The organism is Microvirga lenta (assembly GCF_020532555.1).
Lineage (GTDB): Bacteria > Pseudomonadota > Alphaproteobacteria > Rhizobiales > Beijerinckiaceae > Microvirga > Microvirga lenta.
Window position 1 is genome coordinate 299,132 of record NZ_JAJBBR010000002.1, and the last position, 20,736, is coordinate 319,867.

The window sequence follows — 20,736 nt, forward strand, 5'->3', positions numbered from 1 at the left end:
GAGATGGCTCCCTTGCAAGCCACGAAGCGCCCGCAGGACGAGAACTTCCCGGTCGCCTCCCTCTTGCTCTCGCGCGAGCATCGCGGCGCGGTGCTGGCCTTCTACCGTTTCGCGCGCATGGCCGACGACATCGCCGATGCTCCAGACTTGTCCGCGCCCGAGAAGCTGATCCGGCTCGAGACTCTCGAACAGGCCCTGGTCTCGGGCGATGCCGCCTGTCCCGAAGCGGCGCGCCTGCACGCGGTGGACGGGCGCTACGGCACCGGCATCGCGGAGGCGCGCAGCCTTCTTCGCGCCTTCCGCCAGGACGTGGTCAAGGCGCGCTATCTCGACTGGTCGGAGCTCACATCCTACTGCACCTTGTCGGCCGAGCCCGTCGGGCGCTTCCTCCTGCGGCTGCACCGGGAATGCGAGGCGGCTCAAGGACCCGCAGACGCCCTCTGCACCGCGCTGCAGATCCTCAACCACCTTCAGGATTGCCGTGCCGACCGGGAGACCCTCAACCGCATCTATGTCCCGCTCGCGTGGCTCGACCGGGCGGGCGGCGAGACCGCCTTCTTCGAACCCTCGCGCGCATCCCGGCGCAGGGACGTTCTCGACGCCATGCTCGACCGGGTCGACGATCTGATCGACCGCGCGCGCGCCCTGCCCGAGCGGCTGCAGAACCGGCGCCTGCGCGCCCAGAGCATCGCGACGATCATTCTCGCGGAGCGCCTGAGCCGGCGGCTGCGCCAGCACGACCCCGTTCTCACCCGGGTCCGGATCGGCCGCATCGACGCCGCCCGGGCCTTCCTCGGCGGGTTCGGTGGGACGGGCGCTCGCCTCGCCAATTCGGATCCCCGCGTGACGGCGGCAGCCGTGATGCGTTCGGGCTCCTCCTTCCGGCTCGGCATGCAGAGCCTGTCGCCGGAGCGCCGCCGCGCCATCCATGCGGTCTACGCCTTCTGCCGCGCCGTCGACGACATTGCGGACGGCATCGCGCCGGCTTCGGAGAAGCGCCGCTTCCTGGCCGAGTGGCGCCGGGAGATCGACCGTCTCCACCGCGCGCCGCAGACGCCGATCGGACGGGAGCTGGCGCGGGCGTCGAGCCTCTACAAGCTGCCGGTGGAGGAATGCCATGCGCTCATCGACGGCATGGAGACCGATTGCGCCGACCGGGTCCGCCTTGCCGACGACCGCGCCCTGGACCAGTACGCGCGCCGCGTCGCCGGTTCGGTCGGGGCCCTGTCGATTCGCATCTTCGGCGCGCCGCGGGCGCACGACTTCGCCGTACAGCTCGGGCGTACGCTGCAGCTCGTGAACATCCTGCGCGACGTGGACGAGGATGCGGCGCGCGAGCGCGTCTACATTCCCCTCTCGCGCCTCGCCCAGCTGGGCATGACCGATGCGCCGGCTGCCGTGCTCGTGGCGGATCCGCGTTTCGCCCGCGTCTGCGAGACTCTTGCCGCCGATGCGCGAGCGGCCTTCGCGGCAGCGGACGAGGCCCTCACACGGCTCGACCGCTCCAGCCTCAAGCCGGCGATCCTGATGATGGAAAGCTATCGGCGCATCCTGGACCGTCTCGAGGTCCGCGGCTGGGGCACGCGGACCGGCAAGCTTCAGCTGACGGCCACGGACAGACTGCAGCTCTTCACCCGAGCCATGAGGGCCGCATGATGGCGAGGCGCACGCATATCGTCGGCGCGGGACTGGCGGGCCTGAGCGCGGCCCTCGCGGTGACGGCGGAAGGCGGAGAAGCCTTTCTGTACGAGGCCGCGCCCCAGGCGGGCGGGCGCTGCAGGACGATCCAGCCCGGGGCCGGATTCTGCCACGACAACGGCACCCATGTTCTCTTCGCGGCCAACCGGCGCGCCCTCGCCTTCCTGGACGCCGTCAAGGCCAGGCATCGCTGGATCGAGCCCGAGCCCGGGGGCCTTCCGATCCACAGCGCGAGAAGCGGGCGGACGCGGCGCATCGGCCTTTCTCCCTGGTCGTGGCTGAACCCGGCGCGTCGGCCCGAGGGCCTCGGGCTTTTCGACCTCGGATGCCTCCTTCGCCTCGCCTTCTCGTCGGCGGACAGGCCCGTGGCCGACCTGATCGGGGAACGGCCGATCCTCGAGAACCTGATCGAGCCCCTCACGGTCGCTGTGCTCAACACACCGGCGGCGGATGCCTCCTCCCAGCGTCTCGGCTGCGCCATCCGGCGCCTGCTTCGTCCGGGGTCGGGCAGGCTCCTCGTCGCGCGCCATGGACTGAACGAAGACCTCGTCGAGCCCGCCCTTCGCACCCTGACGAAGCGTGGCGTGCCTCTCCTCACGGGGCAGCGCCTGCGGGCGGTCCTGACCAACAACAACCGCGCCATCGGTCTGGCCCTGAGCGACCGGACCGTCGCCCTGGGGCCGGAAGACCAGGTGATCCTGGCGCTGCCGCCATGGGAGATCGCACGGCTCATGCCCGAGCTCCCCGTTCCCGACCGGTTCGAGCCGATCCTCAACATTCACTACCGCCTGTGCGGCCTCGACCGGCCGCGCTTCATCGGCTTCACCGGCACGCTGGCCCAATGGGTGCTGGTGCGGGACGACCATGTGAGCGTCACGGTCTCGGCGGCGGCCTCCGTGATCGACCGGGACGGCCAGGAGGTCGCGGCCCTCATCTGGCGGGAGATCGCCCCGACCCTGCGCGTGTTCGGTCTCGAGGCGGATGCGGACCGCCAGCCGGAGGCGCGGGTCGTGAAGGAGAAGCGCGCCACGATCCGGCAGGCGGCGAGCCCCCTTCCCCAGCCGCCCCTGCTCCCGCTTTCGAACGTCGCCCTGGCGGGCGACTGGATCGGCTCCCTGCCGGCCACCATCGAGAGCGCCGTCACGGCCGGCGAGCAGGCGGTGGCCGCGCTCGGCCATGCCCGGAGAACGCGCCTGCCGGCGTCGCTTCCCCATTCGCTCAAGGTGGAGGACGCCGCATGACCGGCGATCACGCGCCCCTGACCGTCCTGCTGCCGACGCCGCGCGGGTTCTGCGCCGGCGTCGAACGGGCGATCCAGAGTGTCGAGGATGCGCTCGCCCGAACGGGCAAGCCCGTCTATGTCCGGCACGAGATCGTCCATAACGGACGCGTGGTGGACGATCTCAGGAAAAAGGGCGCCGTCTTCGTCGACGACCTGTCCGACATCCCCGACGGCGCCGTCGCGATCTTCAGCGCCCACGGGGTCCCGGAGGCGGTGGAGCGCGAGGCGGCACGGCGGAATCTCTCGGTGCTCGACGCCACATGTCCGCTCGTCCGTCGCGTCCATCTGGAAGGGCAGCGTCATGCGCGGGCCGGGCGCGAGGTGATCGTCATCGGCCATCGCCAGCATGTGGAGGTCGAGGGCACGCTCGGCCGCATCGACGGCACGGTCCACGTGGTGGCCACGGTGGCGGAAGCGTTGACGGTGCAGGTCGCCGACGCGGAGCGTGTCGCCTACATCACCCAGACCACTCTGTCCGTGGACGATACGCGCGAGATCATCGCGGCCCTCAAGACCCGCTTCCCCGCCATCCAGGGGCCCGACACCAAGACGATCTGCTACGCGACGCAGAACCGGCAGATGGCCGTGCGGGTCATCGCCAAGCGGGCGGAGCGCGTCATCGTCTGCGGCGCGCGCAACTCGTCGAACAGCAACCGCCTGTGCGAGGTTGCGGAGAGCGAGGGCCGGCCTGCCCTCCTCCTTCAGGATCCGCGCGACCTGACGCTGTCCTTCATCGACGGGGTGGCGGTGATCGGTCTCACCGCAGGTGCTTCGGCACCCGAGGAGCTGGTGCAGGAAGCCCTGGCTCAGCTCACCCGCTGGCGGCGCGTCATCGTGGAGGAGGTGCGCGTGACGGAGGAAGGAACGCGCTTCGCCCCGGTCGATCTCTCGCAGATCGTGCCGTGGCTCGCGAACGCATCCTGATCCGGCGCCTGCGGCACTATCGAGGTTGAACAGGAGGAGCCTCCGCGAGTTGTCCCGTGCAACGCGGAGAGACCATGGCGCCCCGGACCCTGAAACAAGCGAGCCGCTCGTCGGCGCCGACCTTCCGGACGATCGAAACCGCAGGACGACTGGGCGAGAGCGCCCTCGCGATCCTGCGGCAGGCCCGGACCAGCCCATCGGGAATGCTGATCGTCGCCGCAAGCGAACGCAGGGCCGCGGATCTCGTCAGAGTTCTCGCCGTCCTCGCGCCCGATCTGCCCACGATGTTCTTTCCGCGCTGGGACTGCCTTCCCTACGACCGCGCCCCGCCATCCCGGCGCGTGATGGGCCGCCGCCTCGCCATCCTCAAGGCGCTCGCGGAGGATCGGAAGACCGCGCCCATTCTCGTCACCACGCCGCTTGGCGTGCTCCAGCGCGTCCCTCCCCGAACCGAGCTTGCCCGGGCAGAGCTCGTCCTGAGACCGGGCGATGACCTGTCGCACGAGCGCATCGAGGAAGGGCTCCGGCGCCTCGGCTACATCCTCGACGAGCGCGTGGACGAGCCTGGGGAAGCGGCCCTGCGCGGACAGGTTCTCGATATCTACCCGGCCGGCACGGAAACCCCGGTCCGGGTGGAGCACGACGAGGGCCGCATCGTCGCCCTGCGCCCGTTCGATGCCGCGAGCCAGCTCGCCGAGGGCGAGATGCCGGAGCTGCGGCTGCTTCCTGCCTCCGAGCACTTCGCGACGGGAGCGGGAGAAGCAGACTTTCCCGCCCCTGGCTCGGAGCACCGGCTTGCGGAGTTCTTCGAGCGCCTCGACGATCTGCCGACGCTTCTTCCAGATGCGTCGGTGTTCCTCGACGCGGGAGCCGAGGCACGCATCGCCGCCGCATGGGAACAGATCCGGGACGCCCATGAGAGCCGCACGAAGCTGCGGCCCGAACGGGCGGAAGGCGGGAGATCCCTCGCCCCCGACCGCCTGTACCTGACCGAACAGGAATGGGCGGCGTATCTCGACGCCGCTTCCGTGACGCGGCTGTCCGAAAATCCCGACGATCCGGACCTCGCGCCGCCCCCGGTCTTCGCCACCCACGCGCGACCGTTCCGCCGCTTCGCCGATTTCGTGCTGGACGAGCTCGATCAGGACCGCAGGGTCGTTCTGGCGGGCGCGGGCGAAGCGGATCTGCGCCCGCTTCTGAGGGCGCTCGCGGACGACGCCGATACGCCGGTCGAGACCGTGAAGGACTGGTCGGCCGTGGAGGCGGCGCCCGGACGCGTTCTGGCGCTGGCGCTCCCCCTCGACCAAGGCTTCCGGGACAGGGAGAGCGGAACCGTCGCGATCGCCGCGGCCGACGTGATCGGCAGCCGCGCCCGTGCCGCTATCGAACAGGTCATCCGCCCCACCGACATCGCCGGCACCGAGCTCGAATTCCGCCTCGGCGACGTGGTCGTTCACCGGGATCACGGGCTCGGCGTCCTCACCGGCCTCGAAAGCGTCCTGGCCGACGGCACGGCGGCCGACCTCCTGCGCCTGTCCTACGCCGACGAGGCGACCCTGATGGTGCCGGTCGACGAGATGGACCGGGTCTGGCGCTACGGCGCCTCGGCCGAGGCCGTCACTCTCGACCGGATCGACGGGGATGCCTGGGCCAAGAGGCGGGCGAAGGTGGAGGCGGAAATCGCCGAGAGCGCGGCCCGGCTCATCGCGGCGGTCCAGGCGCGCAACGAGGCGGAGGCGCCGAAACTCGTGCCGCCGCGAGCCTCCTACGAACGCTTCGCGGCCCGTTTCCCGTTCTCGGAAACGCCGGACCAGACCACCGCGATTGCCGCCATCCTGACGGATCTCGCCTCGGGATGCCCCATGAACCGGCTCGTCTGCGGCGATGTCGGCTTCGGCAAGACCGAGGTCGCCCTGCGCGCCGCCGCCGCCGCGGCGCTGGCCGGCAAGCAGGTCGCCGTCGTCGCTCCCACCACGGTGCTGGTGCGCCAGCACGTGAAGACCTTCGAGCGGCGCTTCGAGGGCCTCGGCATCAAGGTCGGCCACCTGTCGCGCCTCGTCAGCCCTGGGGACGCGAAAGCCGTGAAGGTAGGGATCGCCGACGGGACGATCCGCATCGTGGTCGGCACCCATGCGCTTTCGGGCAGAGGCGTCCGCTTCGCCGATCTCGGGCTCGTGGTGATCGACGAGGAGCAGCGTTTCGGCGCCGCCCAGAAGACGAAGCTTCGGAACCTCGCGCAGGACATCCATCTCCTCACCCTCACCGCCACGCCGATCCCGCGCACCCTGCAGGCGGCCCTCGTCGGGTTGCAGGACCTCAGCGTCATCGCGACGCCGCCCTCGCAGCGCCAGCCGATCCGCACCTTCCTCATTCCGTTCGACGAGACGACGGTGCGGGAGGCTCTGCTCCGGGAGCAGCGCCGGGGCGGACAGAGCTTCTTCGTGTGCCCGCGCATCGAGGACATCGAACCTCTCTCGCGACGGCTGGCGGAGATCGTTCCGGAGCTCGAAACCGTCGTCATTCACGGCGGGATGCCGCCTGCGGAGATCGACGACGCCATGGTCCGCTTCGCAGACGGAGGGGGGGACGTCCTGCTGGCGACCAACATCATCGAAAGCGGGCTCGACGTGCCCTGCGCGAACACGATGCTGATCTGGCACCCGGACCGGTTCGGGCTGGCCCAGCTTCACCAGCTTAGGGGCCGGGTCGGCCGCAGCCGCGTGCGGGGCATCGCCTATCTTCTGACCGATCCGGCCCGTCCCCTCGCACGCTCCACGCGCAAGCGGTTGGAGACGCTCGAAAGCCTCGACCGTCTGGGCGCGGGCTTCGCGATCAGCGCCCGCGATCTCGACCAGCGCGGGGCCGGCGACCTCTTCGGGGAGGATCAGGCAGGGCACATGAAGCTGATCGGCGTGTCGCTCTATCAGCATCTCCTGTCCAAGGCCCTGGCCGGAGCCCGCGGCGAAAACGGCGCGGACGAGGCTCCGCCGGAACTGAACATCGACGCCCCGGGCCATGTCCCCGAAGATTACGTCCCCGAGGTCGAGGTTCGCATCAACCTCTATGCACGCCTGGCGCGGCTGGAGGACGAGGACGAGGTCGACGCTCTCGAGGACGAGATCCGGAACCGGTTCGGCCCGCCGCCGGCGGCGGTCGAGCGGCTCGTCGCACTGGCCCGTCTGCGGGAGCAGTGCCGCGACCGTGCGGTGGCGCGGATCGATGCCGGACCCCAGGCGATTGCCCTGACCTTCGGCGACAAGGCGGACCGGAACACGATCGATCGCGCCATCGCCAAGTCGAACGGCGCGCTGGAATGGCGCAACGACCGTCTCGTCTGGACCCGTTCCGCCGACTCGCCGGAGGAGCGGCTCGTCCAGGCCACGAAGCTGCTGCGCTTCCTCGCGAGGGCCGAACGCCCGCGCTGACGGAGGTTCAGGCCGGCACCGGGACCACGTCCGGCGCCGTGACCAGGCCGAGCCGGTCCCGGCGAAGCCAGCGCCAGAGCATCAGCGCGGCGACCACCGTCAGGCCGGTGGCTAGGCCGATCCAGATGCCGATACCGCGCAGCTCCGTTCCGAAGGCCAGCGCCGCGCCGAGCGGAAGGCCGATGCCCCAATAGCCGAAGGCGGCATAGATCATGGGCACGCGCGTATCCTGCAGGCCGCGCAACATGCCCGACCCCACCGCCTGCGCGCCGTCCGCCAATTGGAAGATGGCGGCGAATACCAGGAAGGTCAGCGCGTATCCGATCACCGGCGCGTTCGCCGGATCGTCCAGATCGAGGAAGGGGCCGATCAGGAGACGCGGCGCGAAGAGCATGAGCATCGCCGTGAAGCCCATGAAGCCGACGCCGAGGGCGAAGGCCGTCCAGCCCGCCCGGGTGACGCCCTGCGCGTCCTGTGCGCCGAAGGCGCGTCCGACGCGCACCGTCACGGCCTGGCCGAAGCCGAAGGGCACCATGAAGCAGAAGGATGCGATCTGCAGGACGATGGCGTGGGCGGCGAGTTCGTTCGCGCCGATCCGCCCCATCAGGAGCGCGGCCGCGTTGAAGATGGTCACCTCGAAGGCAAGGGTGAGCCCGATGGGAACGCCGATGCGCCACAGGGTGCGGAAGCGCGGCCAGTCCGTCCGCCAGAAGCGGCCGAAGAGGAAATAGCGCCTGAGCTGGCGGTCGTAGCTGATCACCACGGCGAGGGCCACGAACATGAAGGCGCTCGAGATCACCGTGCCGTAGCCGGCGCCGACGAGGCCGAGAGCCGGCAGGCCGAAGGTGCCGAACATCAGGCAATAGGCCGCCGCGAGATTCACCGGCACCGCGAGGAGGCCGATGACGAGGGCCCAGCCCGGGCGCTCCAGGGCGGACAGGAAGGAGCGCAGGACCAGGTAGAACAGGAACGGCAGCAGGCTCCATTGCAGGGCCCGCATGTATTCGCCCGCCTCCCGGGCCAGGACGGGCTCCTGCCCCATGGCGAGCAGGATCGCCCCGCCGTTCCAGGAGACGATCCAGATCGGCACCGCCACGGCGGCGGCGGCCCAGAAGCCCTGGCGCACGGTGCGGCGCACCTCGCGCACGGAATGGCGCCTGCGGCCGAGCTCCTCCGCGATCAGCGGCGAGGTCGCGCTGACGAGGCCGATCCCGAAGATGAGGAAGGCGAAGTAGAGATTCGTGCCGAGCGCCCCCGCCGCCAGCGCCCCCGAGCCGAGCCGGCCCATGAGGATGACGTCGGACGTCATCAGGGCGTTCTGGGCCACGTTGGTCAGGATCAGGGGCCAGCCCAGGGCCAGGGTGGCGCGCAGCTCGGCTGCCCAGGCTGCCCGCTCCTTCGGTGCGATTCGCGCAATCATGATGGCAGGCTTTTGCCTCAAGCGCGTCCGAAAGACCACACCTCCCGCCGCGGATGCGGGCGAAACGGAGGGAAGCGGAACCTGACCACAGCGGTTCCGTTCATCTGAGCACTGCTGTTTCGGAGATTACGATGGCGCAATCCGCGCTTCCCACCTCAATCGACTTCGCGATGCCCCCGATCCTGCACAACGAGCAAGGGCATGTGCGAACCGTCGGGGTGGAGGTGGAGTTCGTCGGCCCGTCCGCGGAAAGGACGGTCCGCGCGCTTCAGGGCGCCCTCGGCGGCGAGGTCCTGGAGGAGGACCCCCACGCCTTCGCGCTCAGGGGCTCCTCCATCGGCGACATGACGGTCGAGCTCGACAGCCGCATCCTGCATCCCGCCAAGCGGAAGAAGGTGCAGGGCCGGGTCCTGCCCCGCATCGCCGCCTGGTTCGGCTTCGCGGCCAGCTATCTCGTCCCGTGCGAGCTCGTCTCGGCGCCGGTTCCGATCGACCGCCTGCGGGAGCTGGACCGGGTTCTCGACATCCTGCGGGAGACCGGCGCGAAGGGGACGCAGGACGGTCCCTTCTATGCCTTCGGCCTGCACTTCAACCCGGAAATTCCGCGGCAGGACGCGGCGACGGTCGCCGCCTTCATGAAGAGCTTCGCGCTGCTCAACCCGTGGCTTCGGCGCGAGGTCGCGCCGGACCCGACCCGCGACCTCCTCGGCTTCGCGGATCCCTTCCCCGTCGAGTACATCCGCCGGATCGCCGCTCCCGATTACTGGCCCGACATCCCGCGTTTCATCGACGACTACCTCGAAGCCAATCCGACCCGGAACCGGGACCTCGACCTCCTGCCCCTCCTGCATCATCTCGACGCCGCACGGGTGCGGGCGGTGCTGCCCAACGAGAAGATCAACGGCCGGCCGACCTTTCACTACCGGCTGCCCGACGCCCGCGTGAGCGATCCGGGATGGAGCATCGCGCCCGACTGGAACCGCTGGGTGGCCGTGGAGCGGCTGGCGGCCGACCGGGACAGGCTGGATTCGGTCGGCGCCGCCTACCTGTCCTTCGAGGGCGAGGACAAGAGCTGGGCCAACGTCGTCGAGCAGGTCGTCCTGTCATGAAGCCGCCTCTCATCGGTGTCACCACGTCGAGGCGGGGCGGATGGCGCAGCTATCTCATGCACCGCCTCGCCCTGTGGCGGGTCGGCGCCCGCAGCGTGCGGCTGACCCCCGGCGACGCCCTGCCCAAGGAGCCCCTGCAGGGGCTGGTCATCGGCGGCGGCGACGATATCGGCGCCGAGATCTACGGCGGCCAGGTGTTGCCGGACGTGCGCATCGATCCCGACCGGGACGCGCTGGAGCTCGGCCTCCTGAGAGCCGCCCTGCCCCTGCAGCTGCCGGTTCTCGGGATCTGCCGCGGCTCGCAGATGATCAACGTGGCGCTCGGAGGCACGCTCCATACGGATATCTACGAGGTCTATGTCCAGGCGCCCAAGATGCGCACCGTCCTGCCGCGCAAGCAGGTGGCGATCGTCCACGATTCCAAGCTCGACCGGATCCTGCGCTGCAACCCCTGCCAGGTGAACGCCCTGCACCATCAATCCGTGGACAAGCTCGGAGACGGGCTGAGAGTCGCCGCCCAGGACGAAAGCGGCATCGTGCAGGCGGTCGAGAGCGAGAGCGCCCCCTTCCTCCTCGGCGTGCAGTGGCACCCGGAACTGCTCGTCTGGAAGAAACCGCAGCAACGCCTGTTCGCCGCCCTGACCGAAGCGTCCAAGAACGCGCGGGCGCCCCTGGAAGCCGCCCTGGCCTGAAGCCGACGAAGACGATCTCTCACACAGCTCGCTAGGAGCCCTGCCGAGACGCCCGGGGGAACAGCGGCACGACCTTGTTCTCCTCCGGCGGCTTCAGATGCCGCTGGATCGCCGCATGAAGGTCGCGGCTGACGATGGGCTTCTGAAGAAGCGGATAATCGCCCTCCCCCTCGACGGCGGGGTTGCCGGTGATCAGAAGGATCGGCAGCGCCGGAAAGGCCTGACGGATCTCCCGGGCGAGCACGATGCCGTTCATGGTTCCCGGCATGGAGACATCGGTGAGCACGAGGTCCGGCGTGCGGACCTGGAGGCCCTTCATCACCTGGCCGGCATTGGTGGCGACCCGGGTCACATAGCCGGATTCCTCCAGCATGGATTGCAGGGCCAGCGCCACCTCGACCTCGTCGTCGACCACGAGGATCTCGGTATCGCGGCGCACGGCTCCGCTCTCTGCCGCCTCCTCGTGGGGCAGCCGGGACCCGAGGGAGGTCACGGCCTTCGCCCGGGGCAGATACAGGATGATGGCCGTTCCGGTGTCGGTGTTGCGAACCTCCGCGGCGCCGCCGAGCGGCTTGAGGAAGTGCAGGCTCCGGCTCAGCCGGAGCCAGGCGGACAGGTCGATGTCGCGCAGGGTGAAAGCCCGTTCCTGTCCGCTCTCGCCCCCCGAAATCGCCTCTTCGCCTCCGGTGCCGCCGATGACGAGCTGGACGAAGTCGCCCCCGAGGGTGAGATCCGTCAGTGATCCCCGCTCGACCTGGACGTTGCGTGCCTCGAGGGTGATGGCCCCGCCCTGCGTCAGGGCATCGCGCGCATAGGCGCTGAGGCTGACGATGGCCGTTTCCAGATCGTCCTGGTCCACCTCGACGGGCCAGAGCCCGTCCTCGACGCTCAGGCGCAGTTCGACCGTGTCCCGGAGGAGGGAGCGGCTCATGAGCGCGGCGACGGACCCGATCCGGTCCGCAAGATCGATGTGCCTGACCTGCGCCTGCGGCTGACGGGCGAAGGTGGCCGCCCGGGCGATGAGGCCCGCCGCCTGGTCGGAGGCGACAAGCGCCGACAGGAGCTTGCGCTGCAGGGCGGGCTGATCCTTCAGGTGCCGCGCCACGGAATCGATGTTCGCGCTGATCACCATCAGCTTGTTGTTGAGGTCGTGGACGATGCCGTCGCGCAGGTGCTCGAAGGCCTCCAGCTTCTGCAGGCGGCGGAGATCCGGCTCGTCGTCGGACGGATCCGATACGGCCGGGGCAGGCGACGCGGAAGCATCCTGCTTCGGCCTGGATCGCGGCGTCTCCACCGCCAGAACACGGTAGGGCTTCTTCGTCTCCCGCAGCAGTTTAGCCACCTGCTGCCCCACCAGCACGGCGGAGGCGGCCGCGACGATGGTGAAGACGGCTGCCGAGAGCAGGATCAGATCGGTCTGCCGGCTGAAGGCGGCGCCGGCCAGGCCCGCAGCCGACAGGAGCAGGAGGAGGGCGGAGGCCGCCAGCGCGAACGTTACGGTGAAGGGCAGGCGATGCATCTCATCCTTCGAACAATTGAATTGACCTGGGGCCGTCGAGACGCCACTTCCCACGCTCGTCCTTGTAGCACGAACGAAAATGGAGCGAGATCCTCTCGCGATAAAGTTTTCGTGCCTCTTATGGAGATGACGGTGCGGTTCTTTTGTCTCTCGGCCCTAGCGCGGGCTGCCCTTGCCTGCGGTCTGTTCTTCGGCGCTGCCATGGGAGCGGGCGCGCAGGACGAGATCGAGCGCCGGGTCGAGAACCTGCTCGGGCAGATGACCCTCGAGGAAAAGATCGGCCAGCTCAACCTGATCTCCCATGGTCCGCCCCTGCGCTGGGAGGACATCGCGACGGGGCGCACCGGAGCCCTGCTCAACTTCAACAACGCCGAGGACGTTGCCCGGGCCCAGGCGCTCGCACGCCAGTCCCGGCTCAAGATCCCGCCGATCTTCGGCCTCGACGTCCTCCACGGCTTCCGCACCCAATTCCCCCTGCCCCTCGGCGAGGCGGCGGCCTTCAGTCCGCGCCTGTCGCGGCTTGCCTCCGAATGGGCCGCGAAGGAGGCCTCCCATGTGGGCGTGCAATGGACCTTCGCGCCCATGGCCGACCTGTCGCGGGACAGCCGCTGGGGCCGGATCGTCGAGGGGTTCGGAGAGGACCCGCATCTCGGATCGGTGCTCACCGCCGCGCGGGTGGAGGGCTTCCGCAAGGGCGGTCTCGCCACCTCGACGAAGCACTTCGCGGGTTACGGCGCACCGCAAGGTGGACGCGACTACGACACCACCTACATTCCGCCCGCGGAGATGTACGACATCTATCTCCCCCCGTTCCGCGCCGCCGTGAAGGCGGGCTCGGCCAGCTTCATGGCCGCCTTCAACGCCTTGAACGGCATGCCCTCCACCGCCAATCCCTGGCTCCTGACGGAGGTGCTGCGCGACCAGTGGGGCTTCGACGGCTTCGTGACCTCCGACTGGGCGGGCATCCATGAGCTCATCGGCCACGGCATCGCGGCGGACGGCGCGGAGGCGGCCAGAAAGGCGATCCTGGCCGGCGTCGACATGGACATGATGGGCCAGCTCTACATCAAGCACCTTCCCGACGAGGTGCGCTCGGGCCGCGTGCCGGAAGCGGTCGTGACCGAGGCTGCCCGGCGCGTGCTGCGCACCAAGATGCGGCTGGGCCTCTTCGACCGCCCGGACGTGGATCCCTCCCGTGTCGATTCGGTCTTCCCCTCGCCGGAATCCCGCGCGGCCGCCCGCGAGGTCACGCGTGAAACCCTGGTCCTGCTCCAGAACCGGGACAACGTGCTGCCGGTCGCCCCCGGCATCCGCTCCATCGCGGTGGTCGGCCCCCTCGCCGATTCCCCGCGCGACCACCTGGGGCCCCATGCCGCCCGCGGCCATGACGAGGACACCGTCACCATCCTGAACGGCATCCGCCGGCGGGCTCAAGGAGCGGGAATCGCGGTTACGCATGCGCCCGCCTGCGACCAGTTCTGCCGGACCACGGAGCAGCTTCCCGCCGCCGTGGCGGCGGCACAGGCGGCGGACCTCGTGGTCGCCGTCTTCGGCGAGCCGCAGGAGCTGTCGGGAGAGGCCGCCTCCCGCACCCGCACGACCCTCAACGGCAAGCAGGTCGAGGTGCTGGAGGCGCTCGCCGCCACCGGCAAGCCCATCGCCCTGGTCCTGCTGGGCGGCCGCCCGCTCGAGCTGGGCGCCCTCGCCGACCGGATTCCGTCGATCCTGATGGCGTGGTATCCCGGAACCGAGGGCGGAACGGCCGTTGCGGACGTCCTGTTCGGCGACGCCAATCCCAGCGCGAAGCTCCCCCTCACCTGGCCGCGGACCGCCGGGCAGATGCCGATCTACTACAACCGCCTCCCGACCGGCCGGCCGACCCTCGCCAACAACCGTTTCACTCTCGGCTACATCGACGAGGCGGTCACGCCGCTCTACCCCTTCGGCTGGGGTCTCAGCTACACGAGCTTCGCCTACAGGGACGCCGCCATCGTCACGCCGCGCCTGTCGTCGGGCGACACCCTGGAGGTCTCGGTCACCGTCACCAATACGGGCTCGCGCGACGGCCAGGAGGTGGTGCAGCTCTACACGCGCGATCCGGTGGCCAGCCGCAGCCGTCCGCTGCGGGAGCTGAAGGCCTTCGAAAAGATCGCCCTGAAGGCAGGCGAGGCGAAGGAGGTCAGGCTGCGCGTTCCGGTCGAGGAGCTCGGCTTCCACCTGGACGACGGCACCTATGTGGTCGAGGCGGGCGACATCGAGGTCTTCGTCGGCGGCAATTCCCTCGCCGGGTCCGTGGGTAAGGCGCAGATCACCGACACGGTCCGCATTCCGCCATCGGAGCGCCGCGCATCCCTCTCGCCGAAGCGCCTGTAGGCTCCCTCCAAAGACCTGCTGCGACCACGGCGGGAGATCGACGAAGGAGGCACGATCGGGCTAAGGTCTGCGGCGATGGAATCGCCGCAGACATCGGGAATGGGTCATGGCCTCGCGGCCCGCTATGTGGGCTCGACCAGAAGCATCTTCGCCCCCGAGCGAACCGGTGCGGCGGACACCCAGCTCGGGATGGTCCTGACCTTCGTGGCGGGCGCGGTCAATGCCGGCGGGTTTCTCGCGGTCGGCCAGTACACCTCGCATATGTCCGGCATCCTCTCCGCCATGGCCGACAATCTGGCCCTCGGCGCCCTCGATCTGGCGCTGCTCGGCTGCGCCGCCCTCCTGCCCTTCGTGGCAGGCGCGGGCTTCTCGGCCGTTCTCATCAACTGGGGGCGCCGCCACCACCTGGACAGCCCCTTCGCCCTGCCGCTGATGCTGGAAGCCGCCCTCCTCCTGGGCTTCGGGGTGCTGGGCTGGCTCGCCTATCCCTCGCCGGGCCTCGCCCTGGCGGCCGTGCCCCTGCTCTGTTTTCTCATGGGGCTGCAGAACGCCACCGTGACGAAGATTTCCGGCGCGCGCATGAGGACGACCCATGTGACCGGCATCGTCACGGATATCGGCATCGAGCTTGGCAAGCTCGCCTATTGGAACCGCGACGGCACCCTGCCGAAGGTGAGCGCCGACCGCGGCAAGCTGCGCCTGCTCACGCTGCTCCTCGGCTCGTTCTTCGTGGGCGGCGTGGTCGGGGCCCTCGGCTATAGCGGGTTGGGCTTCCTGTTTTCCGTGCCGCTGGCCCTGCTGCTGATCCTGCTTGCCGGGCCTCCTCTGGTGGCGGGCGCGTTCGCCGGCACCGGACAGGAACGCCAGGCCGGGTGAAGCGCGGGCAGGCGTCGCGGCGGCGTTCGGCCTGTTTTCGTTATTTCGACGGTACTGGAAATATGGGTTGACGCGGCATTACGGCGGAGCTAGCATATTTCCATGAAACTCGAACAAGCCGCCAAGCAGCTCGAAGCTCTCGGGAACCCGACCCGGCTCCAGGTCTACCGGACGCTCGTGCGAGCCGGTCCGAACGGCCTGCCGGTGAGCCGGGTGCAGGAGAAGCTCGGCATCCCGGCCTCGACGCTCTCGCACCATCTGCACCGGCTGATCCTGACCGAGCTGGTGACGCAGGAGCGGCAGGCGACGACGCTGATCTGCCGCGCCAACTACACGGCCATGGACGCTCTCCTGGGCTTTCTCGCCGAGGAATGCTGCGCCGAAGCCGGCTGTGCCGCCGCTTCCGGAGAACAGGCCGCGTGAGGCGATTTTTTGACCCTAATTTCCAAAATTTTGGAAGTTTAGAATGAGGAGGAATGCCATGGACCTGATCGACACCCTTCCCGTTGCCGTCATCGGCGCCGGTCCGGTCGGCCTCGCTGCCGCCGCGCACCTGATCCGGCGCGGCATTCCCGTGAAGGTCTATGAGGCCGGCGCGACGGTGGCCGCTCATGTCCGTGACTGGGGCCATGTGCGCCTGTTCTCGCCGTGGAAATACAATACCGACGAGGCCGCCCGGGCGCTTCTCGAAACGCATGGATGGCGCGCGCCTCCCGGCGATGCGATGCCGACCGGTTCGGAGCTCTTCGAAGCCTATCTGAACCCTCTCGCCGAAACGCCCGAGATGGCCGCCGTCATCGAGACGCGGGCGCGGGTCGAGGCGATCACCCGGCTGGGCGCCGACAAGGTGTCGAGCGCAGGGCGCCAGGCGAAGCCCTTCGTGCTCGCCGTCTCCACCGGCGACGGCACGACCCGGCGCGATCTGGCGCGGGCGATCGTCGATGCCTCCGGGACCTGGACGAGCCCGAATCCCCTCGGGGCGGGCGGCATCCCGGCCGAGGGGGAGGCGGAACATGCCGACCATATCGCCTACGGCATCCCCGACGTGAACGGCCGCGACCGCGGGACCTATGCCGGCAAGGCCGTGCTCGTGGTCGGCGCCGGACATTCGGCCGCCAACGTGCTCCTCGATCTCGCGCGCCTCGCGGAGCGGGAGCCTCGGACGACGATCCTGTGGGCGACGCGCGGCGCCAACCTGATGCGGGTCTATGGCGGCGGGCGCGCCGATCAGCTGCCCGCCCGGGGCGAGCTCGGGGCCAATCTCAGGACGCTGGTGGAGAGCGGGCGCATCGCCCTCGTGTCGGGCTTCGGTACGACAGCGGTCAGGTCGAGGGACGGGCGGCTCGTCGTCAGCGGCGACACGCGGGACGGCATCCGCGAGCTCGGTCCCGTGGACCGCATCGTCGCCGCGACGGGCCAGCGGCCGGACCTCGCGCTGACCCGGGAGCTCAGGCTCGATCTCGACCCCTGGCTGGAGAGCGCAAAGGCGCTCGGACCCCTGATCGACCCCAACCTGCATTCCTGCGGATCGGTGCCGCCGCACGGACACCGCGAGCTCGCCCATCCCGAGCCCGGCTTCTACACGGTCGGCATCAAGAGCTACGGGCGCGCGCCGACCTTCCTGATGCTCACCGGCTACGAGCAGGTCCGCTCCGTCGCGGCGGCCATCGCGGGCGATCTCGCCTCGGCCGACGACATCCACCTCGTTCTTCCCGAGACCGGGGTATGCTCGGCGCCCCCTGCGGCTTCCGACGGCCAGCCGTCATCCGCATGCTGCGGCGGCCCGGCCCCCGTGGACGCGGATGCCTGCTGCGCTGCCGATGCGGATGCCAAGGCGAGGACGGGAGAAGGCTGCGGCTGCGGCACGGCCACCGTCCGCGTGCGGGAGAAGGTGACGGAGCCCGCAGGCTGCTGCTGAGACCGGTGGATCTTCGTGACGCGAGAGGGTTGGCGATCCCGGGAAGACTCGAACTTCCGACCTTCGGTTTAGGAAACCGCTGCTCTGTCCTGCTGAGCTACGGGACCGCTTGAGCCGAGGAGTAGCACATTTCGCCCACAGGTAAATGGGTGAAGGCGCCGCGACGTGCAATCCCGGCGTGGCCGTTTGAACGGAACAGGCTATGCTGGCCGCGTTCGGGGAGGCTGGATTGCGCGGGTGGGGTGCATTTTTCGCGGCGCTGGCCCTCGCACCCCTTCCGGCCGTCGGGCAGCCGAGCGGCGTCGCGCCCGGACAGGAGCGGCGAACCTGCGAGGTCCGGACGGACCGGATCCGGGAGGTCACGCCGCAGGGCGATCTCGTGCTGGAATCGGGCGGTCCGGCGAAGCTGTCGGGTCTTCGCCTCGCCGAGGACGAGGCCTGGCGCAAGGCGGCCGTGGCCTGGCTGCGGGTGCAGGCCGGAAAGCCCGTCGTCATCGAAGGCCGCTCCGACCGGGACCGCTGGTCGCGCCTGACCGTTGCCGCACGCCTGGCGGAGCCTTCGACTCCGCTCGATCTCGGCGAGGGCCTCGTCGCGGCGGGGCTTGCCATGGCCGATCCGAGCGCAGGGGCGCCCCTCTGCCGAAGCGATCTCCTTGCCGCTGAGGAAAAGGCGCGCCGTCTGAGCCTTGGTCTCTGGAAAGATGACCGCTATAAGCCAATTCATGCAGAGCACATGGACCGTCTGCGGACCCGAATCGGCAGCTTCGTTCTGGTGGAAGGGCGCATCCGCAGCATCGGTGAACGGTCACAACGAATCTATTTGAATTTCGGGGAGCATTGGGCAGAGGATTTCACGATTGTCATACCGAGAAGGACATGGATCCTGATGCGCGGACGCGGCCTCGACGCGGCGGCGCTGAGGGGGCGGCGGATCCGGGCCCGAGGCATTTTGGAGCCTTGGCAAGGAGCGGCTCTTACCCTTGTAATTCCTGAGATGATCGAACGCCTCGCAGGCGAGGGCCTGCCACGCTGAGCGAGCATGAGCGAAACACGTCACCCCACCGGACTTCGAATCGCCAGCGGCGCTGTGCTCGCGGCCCTGCTTTCGGGCTGCGCGGCCCTCGGTCTCGGGGATGCCTCGCTGCCGGCCGATGCGCCCCGCATCATCGGCTCCGAGAGCCCGCGCGACCGGGACCATGAACGCCTGGTCGCCGCGTTCGGCGGCGAGGTCAGGGCGCCGCAGGCCCAGCGCCTTCTCACGGACATCACCAACCGTCTGGTCATGGCGACCGACCGGCCGGACGAATCGTACCGGGTGACCATCCTGAACTCGCCGGTGGTGAATGCCTTCGCACTGCCCAACGGACGCCTCTACGTCACCCGGGGCCTCCTGGCCCTGGCGAACGACAGCTCCGAGGTGGCTGCCGTGCTCTCCCACGAGATCGCCCACGTCACCCTGCGCCATGCCTCCCAGCGCAACGAGATGCAGGCCCGCTCGACCCTGATCAAGCGGGTAACCGAGGACGTGCTGAACGACGCCGAGCAGGCGGCCGTGGTGCAGAGCCAGGCTCGTTCGTCCCTGGCGAGCTTCTCGCGCTCCCAGGAGCTCGAGGCCGACCAGGCCGGCGTGAAGGTTCTGGCGCGGGCCGGGTTCGATCCCTACGGCGCGCCGCGCTTCCTGACGGCGCTCGACCGGTCCGCGACCGCGTCGCGCAGCGACGGTCCGGGGGCGGAGCGGATGACGTCCCATCCCAGCACGGGAGAGCGGATCAACCTCGCGCTCCAGGCGGCCCGGCGCGCCGGCGCTCCCGGCGTCGGAGAAACCGATCGTCTGGACTATCTCGCGGCGATCGACGGAATTCCCTACGGCGACGATCCGGCGGACGGCGTGGTCAAGGGCCGCCGCTTCAGCCATGCCCGCCTCGGGGTGGCCTTCGAGGCTCCGGACGGCTTCACCCTGGAGAATACGTCCGAGGCCGTCCTCGGCGCGTCTCCGGACGGCGGCAGGCGCCTGCTCTTCGACGCGGCCGACACGCCGAGCGGCCAGAGCCTGGAGGAGGTGCTGCGCTCGACCTGGAGCGACACCATCGAGCCCGGCAGCCTGGAGACCACGACCATCAACGGCCTTCCCGTCGCCACGGCCACCTCCAACGGCAAGGAATGGTCCTTCCGCCTCTCGGCGATCCGGATCGGCAACACGACCTATCGCCTGATCATGGCCGTGCGCGACGGAGCGGGAGATCTGGAAAGCATGTTCCAGAGGACCCTCAACACCGTGCGTCAGGTCAAGCCCGACGAAGCGCGCCAGATCCGGCCGCTGAAGCTGCAGGTCGTGACGGCGCAGGAAGGCGACACGGCGCAGCGGCTCGCCGAGCGCATGCCGGTCGACCGGGCGCTGGAACGGTTCCTGCTGCTGAACGGATTGGAGCGGAACGCCCCCTTGAGAGTCGGGGAGCGCTACAAGGTCGTGGTGGAATAGACGAAAACGAAAGCCCTGGAGGGCCGCGTGCCGGACCGTCCAGGGCTTCAGGATTTCAGGGCGTCGTTCCTCGGGAGGAGCCGAACCGGCCTCAGACGAAGGCGCCGGAGGCCTGCGGGTACTTCTCCATCAGGGCGCGCTTGAGCTTCTCCAGAGCCCGGTTCTCGATCTGGCGCACGCGCTCCTTCGAGATGCCGAGCCGGTCGCCGAGGAATTCCAGGGTCACCTGCTCCTCGTCGAGACGGCGGGCGCGCAGGATGCGCAGTTCGCGTTCGTTGAGAACCTCGAGCGCCTGCTGCAGCCAGCGCACGCGGCGCTCGGTGTCGATCACGTCGGTCACGCTCTCGTCCGGCAAGGGGCTGTTGTCCACCAGGAACTCGACCCGCTCGGCCGAATTCGAGGAATCGGCATCGAGAACGGGAGCGTTGAGGGACGTGTCCGGAGCCGAGAGGCGGGCATCCATGAGGGCGACGTCCGCGCGGGAGACGCCGATCGCCTCGGCGATCTTCTCGTGAACGTCGGAAGCGATGCGCTCCTCGCCGCCCCGGGTCAGGCGGGCGCGCAGGCGGCGCAGGTTGAAGAAAAGAGCCTTCTGAGCGGAACTTGTTCCGCCACGGACAATTGACCAGTTGCGAAGGATGTAGTCCTGCACGGAGGCACGGATCCACCAGGTCGCATAGGTCGAGAAGCGAACTTCGCGTTCGGGCTCGAAACGGGCGGCGGCCTCGAGAAGGCCCACATGGCCCTCCTGCACGAGATCGGCCATCGGCAGCCCATAGTGACGGAAGCGCGCCGCGAGCGCGATCACGAGGCGCATGTGCGCCGCAGTCAATTGGTGAAGCGCAGTCTCGTCCCGGTGTTCCTTCCAGCGCACGGCAAGAAGATGCTCTTCTTCTCTCTCGAGAAAAGGAGCATTCATGGCGGCGCGGACGAACCGGCGACGAACCCCAGAGATTTCTCCCATTGTGTCCTCCCTTGGCAGAGACACAACGAGCGAGGCCGGAAAAAGTTCAGTCCGGAA

General features: G+C 69.3%; 14 protein-coding genes, 1 tRNA gene and 1 pseudogene. 12 read left to right on the forward strand and 4 right to left on the reverse strand.

The window, feature by feature from the left end:
* Positions 1–12 precede the first annotated feature (12 nt).
* From LGR44_RS04435 to LGR44_RS04450, 4 genes are all read left to right on the forward strand, one after another.
* Positions 13–1,656: a squalene/phytoene synthase family protein gene (locus LGR44_RS04435; RefSeq protein ID WP_226737665.1), complete on the forward strand. Its 1,644-nt coding sequence runs from the start codon at positions 13–15 to the stop codon at positions 1,654–1,656.
* A complete protein-coding gene (locus tag LGR44_RS04440; RefSeq protein ID WP_226737667.1) occupies positions 1,653–2,939 on the forward strand; it encodes a hydroxysqualene dehydroxylase in 1,287 nt (428 codons plus the stop codon). The genes LGR44_RS04435 and LGR44_RS04440 overlap by 4 nt, the downstream gene beginning before the upstream one ends.
* A complete protein-coding gene (gene ispH, locus LGR44_RS04445) occupies positions 2,936–3,904 on the forward strand; it encodes a 4-hydroxy-3-methylbut-2-enyl diphosphate reductase (RefSeq protein WP_226737670.1) in 969 nt (322 codons plus the stop codon). The genes LGR44_RS04440 and ispH overlap by 4 nt, the downstream gene beginning before the upstream one ends.
* A gap of 74 nt (positions 3,905–3,978) precedes the next feature.
* A complete protein-coding gene (locus LGR44_RS04450) occupies positions 3,979–7,329 on the forward strand; it encodes a DEAD/DEAH box helicase (RefSeq protein WP_226737672.1) in 3,351 nt (1,116 codons plus the stop codon).
* Between the two features lie 7 nt (positions 7,330–7,336).
* Here the strand turns inward: LGR44_RS04450 and LGR44_RS04455 are convergent, their stop codons facing one another.
* Complete coding sequence (locus tag LGR44_RS04455) at positions 7,337–8,749, reverse strand: MATE family efflux transporter (protein WP_226737674.1); 1,413 nt, start codon at positions 8,747–8,749, stop codon at positions 7,337–7,339.
* 131 nt (positions 8,750–8,880) lie between these two features.
* Here LGR44_RS04455 and LGR44_RS04460 point away from each other — a divergent pair, with 131 nt between their 5' ends.
* The gene (locus LGR44_RS04460; RefSeq protein WP_226737676.1) at positions 8,881–9,858 is read left to right on the forward strand and encodes an amidoligase family protein; all 978 of its coding nucleotides are present in this window, start codon (positions 8,881–8,883) and stop codon (positions 9,856–9,858) included.
* On the forward strand, positions 9,855–10,550 hold the full coding sequence (locus LGR44_RS04465) for a gamma-glutamyl-gamma-aminobutyrate hydrolase family protein (protein WP_226737678.1): 696 nt from the start codon (positions 9,855–9,857) through the stop codon (positions 10,548–10,550). Before LGR44_RS04460 ends, LGR44_RS04465 begins: the two co-directional genes overlap by 4 nt.
* A gap of 31 nt (positions 10,551–10,581) precedes the next feature.
* Here LGR44_RS04465 and LGR44_RS04470 read toward each other — a convergent pair whose 3' ends face one another.
* On the reverse strand, positions 10,582–12,069 hold the full coding sequence (locus tag LGR44_RS04470) for a response regulator (RefSeq protein WP_226737680.1): 1,488 nt from the start codon (positions 12,067–12,069) through the stop codon (positions 10,582–10,584).
* 132 nt (positions 12,070–12,201) lie between these two features.
* Between LGR44_RS04470 and bglX the strand changes: the two genes are divergently transcribed.
* The 4 genes and pseudogenes from bglX to LGR44_RS04490 all read left to right on the forward strand — a co-directional run bounded on the left by bglX (position 12,202) and on the right by LGR44_RS04490 (position 17,236).
* Positions 12,202–14,442 carry a beta-glucosidase BglX gene (gene bglX / locus LGR44_RS04475; protein ID WP_226737682.1) on the forward strand — a complete coding sequence of 747 codons (2,241 nt, stop codon included), beginning with the start codon at positions 12,202–12,204 and terminating at the stop codon, positions 14,440–14,442.
* A gap of 99 nt (positions 14,443–14,541) precedes the next feature.
* Positions 14,542–15,273, forward strand: a pseudogene (locus LGR44_RS04480) (YoaK family protein); the annotation flags it as partial.
* Positions 15,274–15,420: 147 nt separating this feature from the next.
* On the forward strand, positions 15,421–15,741 hold the full coding sequence (locus LGR44_RS04485) for an ArsR/SmtB family transcription factor (protein ID WP_226737684.1): 321 nt from the start codon (positions 15,421–15,423) through the stop codon (positions 15,739–15,741).
* 58 nt (positions 15,742–15,799) lie between these two features.
* Positions 15,800–17,236 carry an NAD(P)-binding domain-containing protein gene (locus tag LGR44_RS04490; protein WP_226737686.1) on the forward strand — a complete coding sequence of 479 codons (1,437 nt, stop codon included), beginning with the start codon at positions 15,800–15,802 and terminating at the stop codon, positions 17,234–17,236.
* Positions 17,237–17,266: 30 nt separating this feature from the next.
* Here the strand turns inward: LGR44_RS04490 and LGR44_RS04495 are convergent.
* Positions 17,267–17,343: transfer RNA gene (locus tag LGR44_RS04495), tRNA-Arg, on the reverse strand.
* 95 nt (positions 17,344–17,438) lie between these two features.
* On the opposite strand from LGR44_RS04495, the gene LGR44_RS04500 reads away from it, so the two are divergent.
* On the forward strand, positions 17,439–18,269 hold the full coding sequence (locus tag LGR44_RS04500) for a thermonuclease family protein (protein WP_226737688.1): 831 nt from the start codon (positions 17,439–17,441) through the stop codon (positions 18,267–18,269).
* A gap of 6 nt (positions 18,270–18,275) precedes the next feature.
* Positions 18,276–19,715, forward strand: coding sequence for a M48 family metalloprotease (locus LGR44_RS04505; protein WP_226737690.1), 1,440 nt, complete (start codon positions 18,276–18,278; stop codon positions 19,713–19,715).
* A gap of 91 nt (positions 19,716–19,806) precedes the next feature.
* Here LGR44_RS04505 and LGR44_RS04510 read toward each other — a convergent pair whose 3' ends face one another.
* Entirely contained in the window at positions 19,807–20,679 is an 873-nt protein-coding gene (locus tag LGR44_RS04510) for an RNA polymerase factor sigma-32 (RefSeq protein ID WP_226737692.1), read from the reverse strand.
* Positions 20,680–20,736 lie beyond the last annotated feature (57 nt).

Coding starts and splice junctions, on each gene's coding strand:
- LGR44_RS04440 (WP_226737667.1), top strand. CDS start 1,653: ATGATGGCGAGGCGCACGCATATCGTCGGCGCGGGACTGGCGGGCCTG.
- ispH (WP_226737670.1), top strand. CDS start 2,936: ATGACCGGCGATCACGCGCCCCTGACCGTCCTGCTGCCGACGCCGCGC.
- LGR44_RS04450 (WP_226737672.1), top strand. CDS start 3,979: ATGGCGCCCCGGACCCTGAAACAAGCGAGCCGCTCGTCGGCGCCGACC.
- LGR44_RS04455 (WP_226737674.1), bottom strand. CDS start 8,749: ATGATTGCGCGAATCGCACCGAAGGAGCGGGCAGCCTGGGCAGCCGAG.
- LGR44_RS04460 (WP_226737676.1), top strand. CDS start 8,881: ATGGCGCAATCCGCGCTTCCCACCTCAATCGACTTCGCGATGCCCCCG.
- LGR44_RS04465 (WP_226737678.1), top strand. CDS start 9,855: ATGAAGCCGCCTCTCATCGGTGTCACCACGTCGAGGCGGGGCGGATGG.
- LGR44_RS04470 (WP_226737680.1), bottom strand. CDS start 12,069: ATGCATCGCCTGCCCTTCACCGTAACGTTCGCGCTGGCGGCCTCCGCC.
- LGR44_RS04485 (WP_226737684.1), top strand. CDS start 15,421: ATGAAACTCGAACAAGCCGCCAAGCAGCTCGAAGCTCTCGGGAACCCG.
- LGR44_RS04490 (WP_226737686.1), top strand. CDS start 15,800: ATGGACCTGATCGACACCCTTCCCGTTGCCGTCATCGGCGCCGGTCCG.
- LGR44_RS04500 (WP_226737688.1), top strand. CDS start 17,439: ATGCTGGCCGCGTTCGGGGAGGCTGGATTGCGCGGGTGGGGTGCATTT.
- LGR44_RS04505 (WP_226737690.1), top strand. CDS start 18,276: ATGAGCGAAACACGTCACCCCACCGGACTTCGAATCGCCAGCGGCGCT.
- LGR44_RS04510 (WP_226737692.1), bottom strand. CDS start 20,679: ATGGGAGAAATCTCTGGGGTTCGTCGCCGGTTCGTCCGCGCCGCCATG.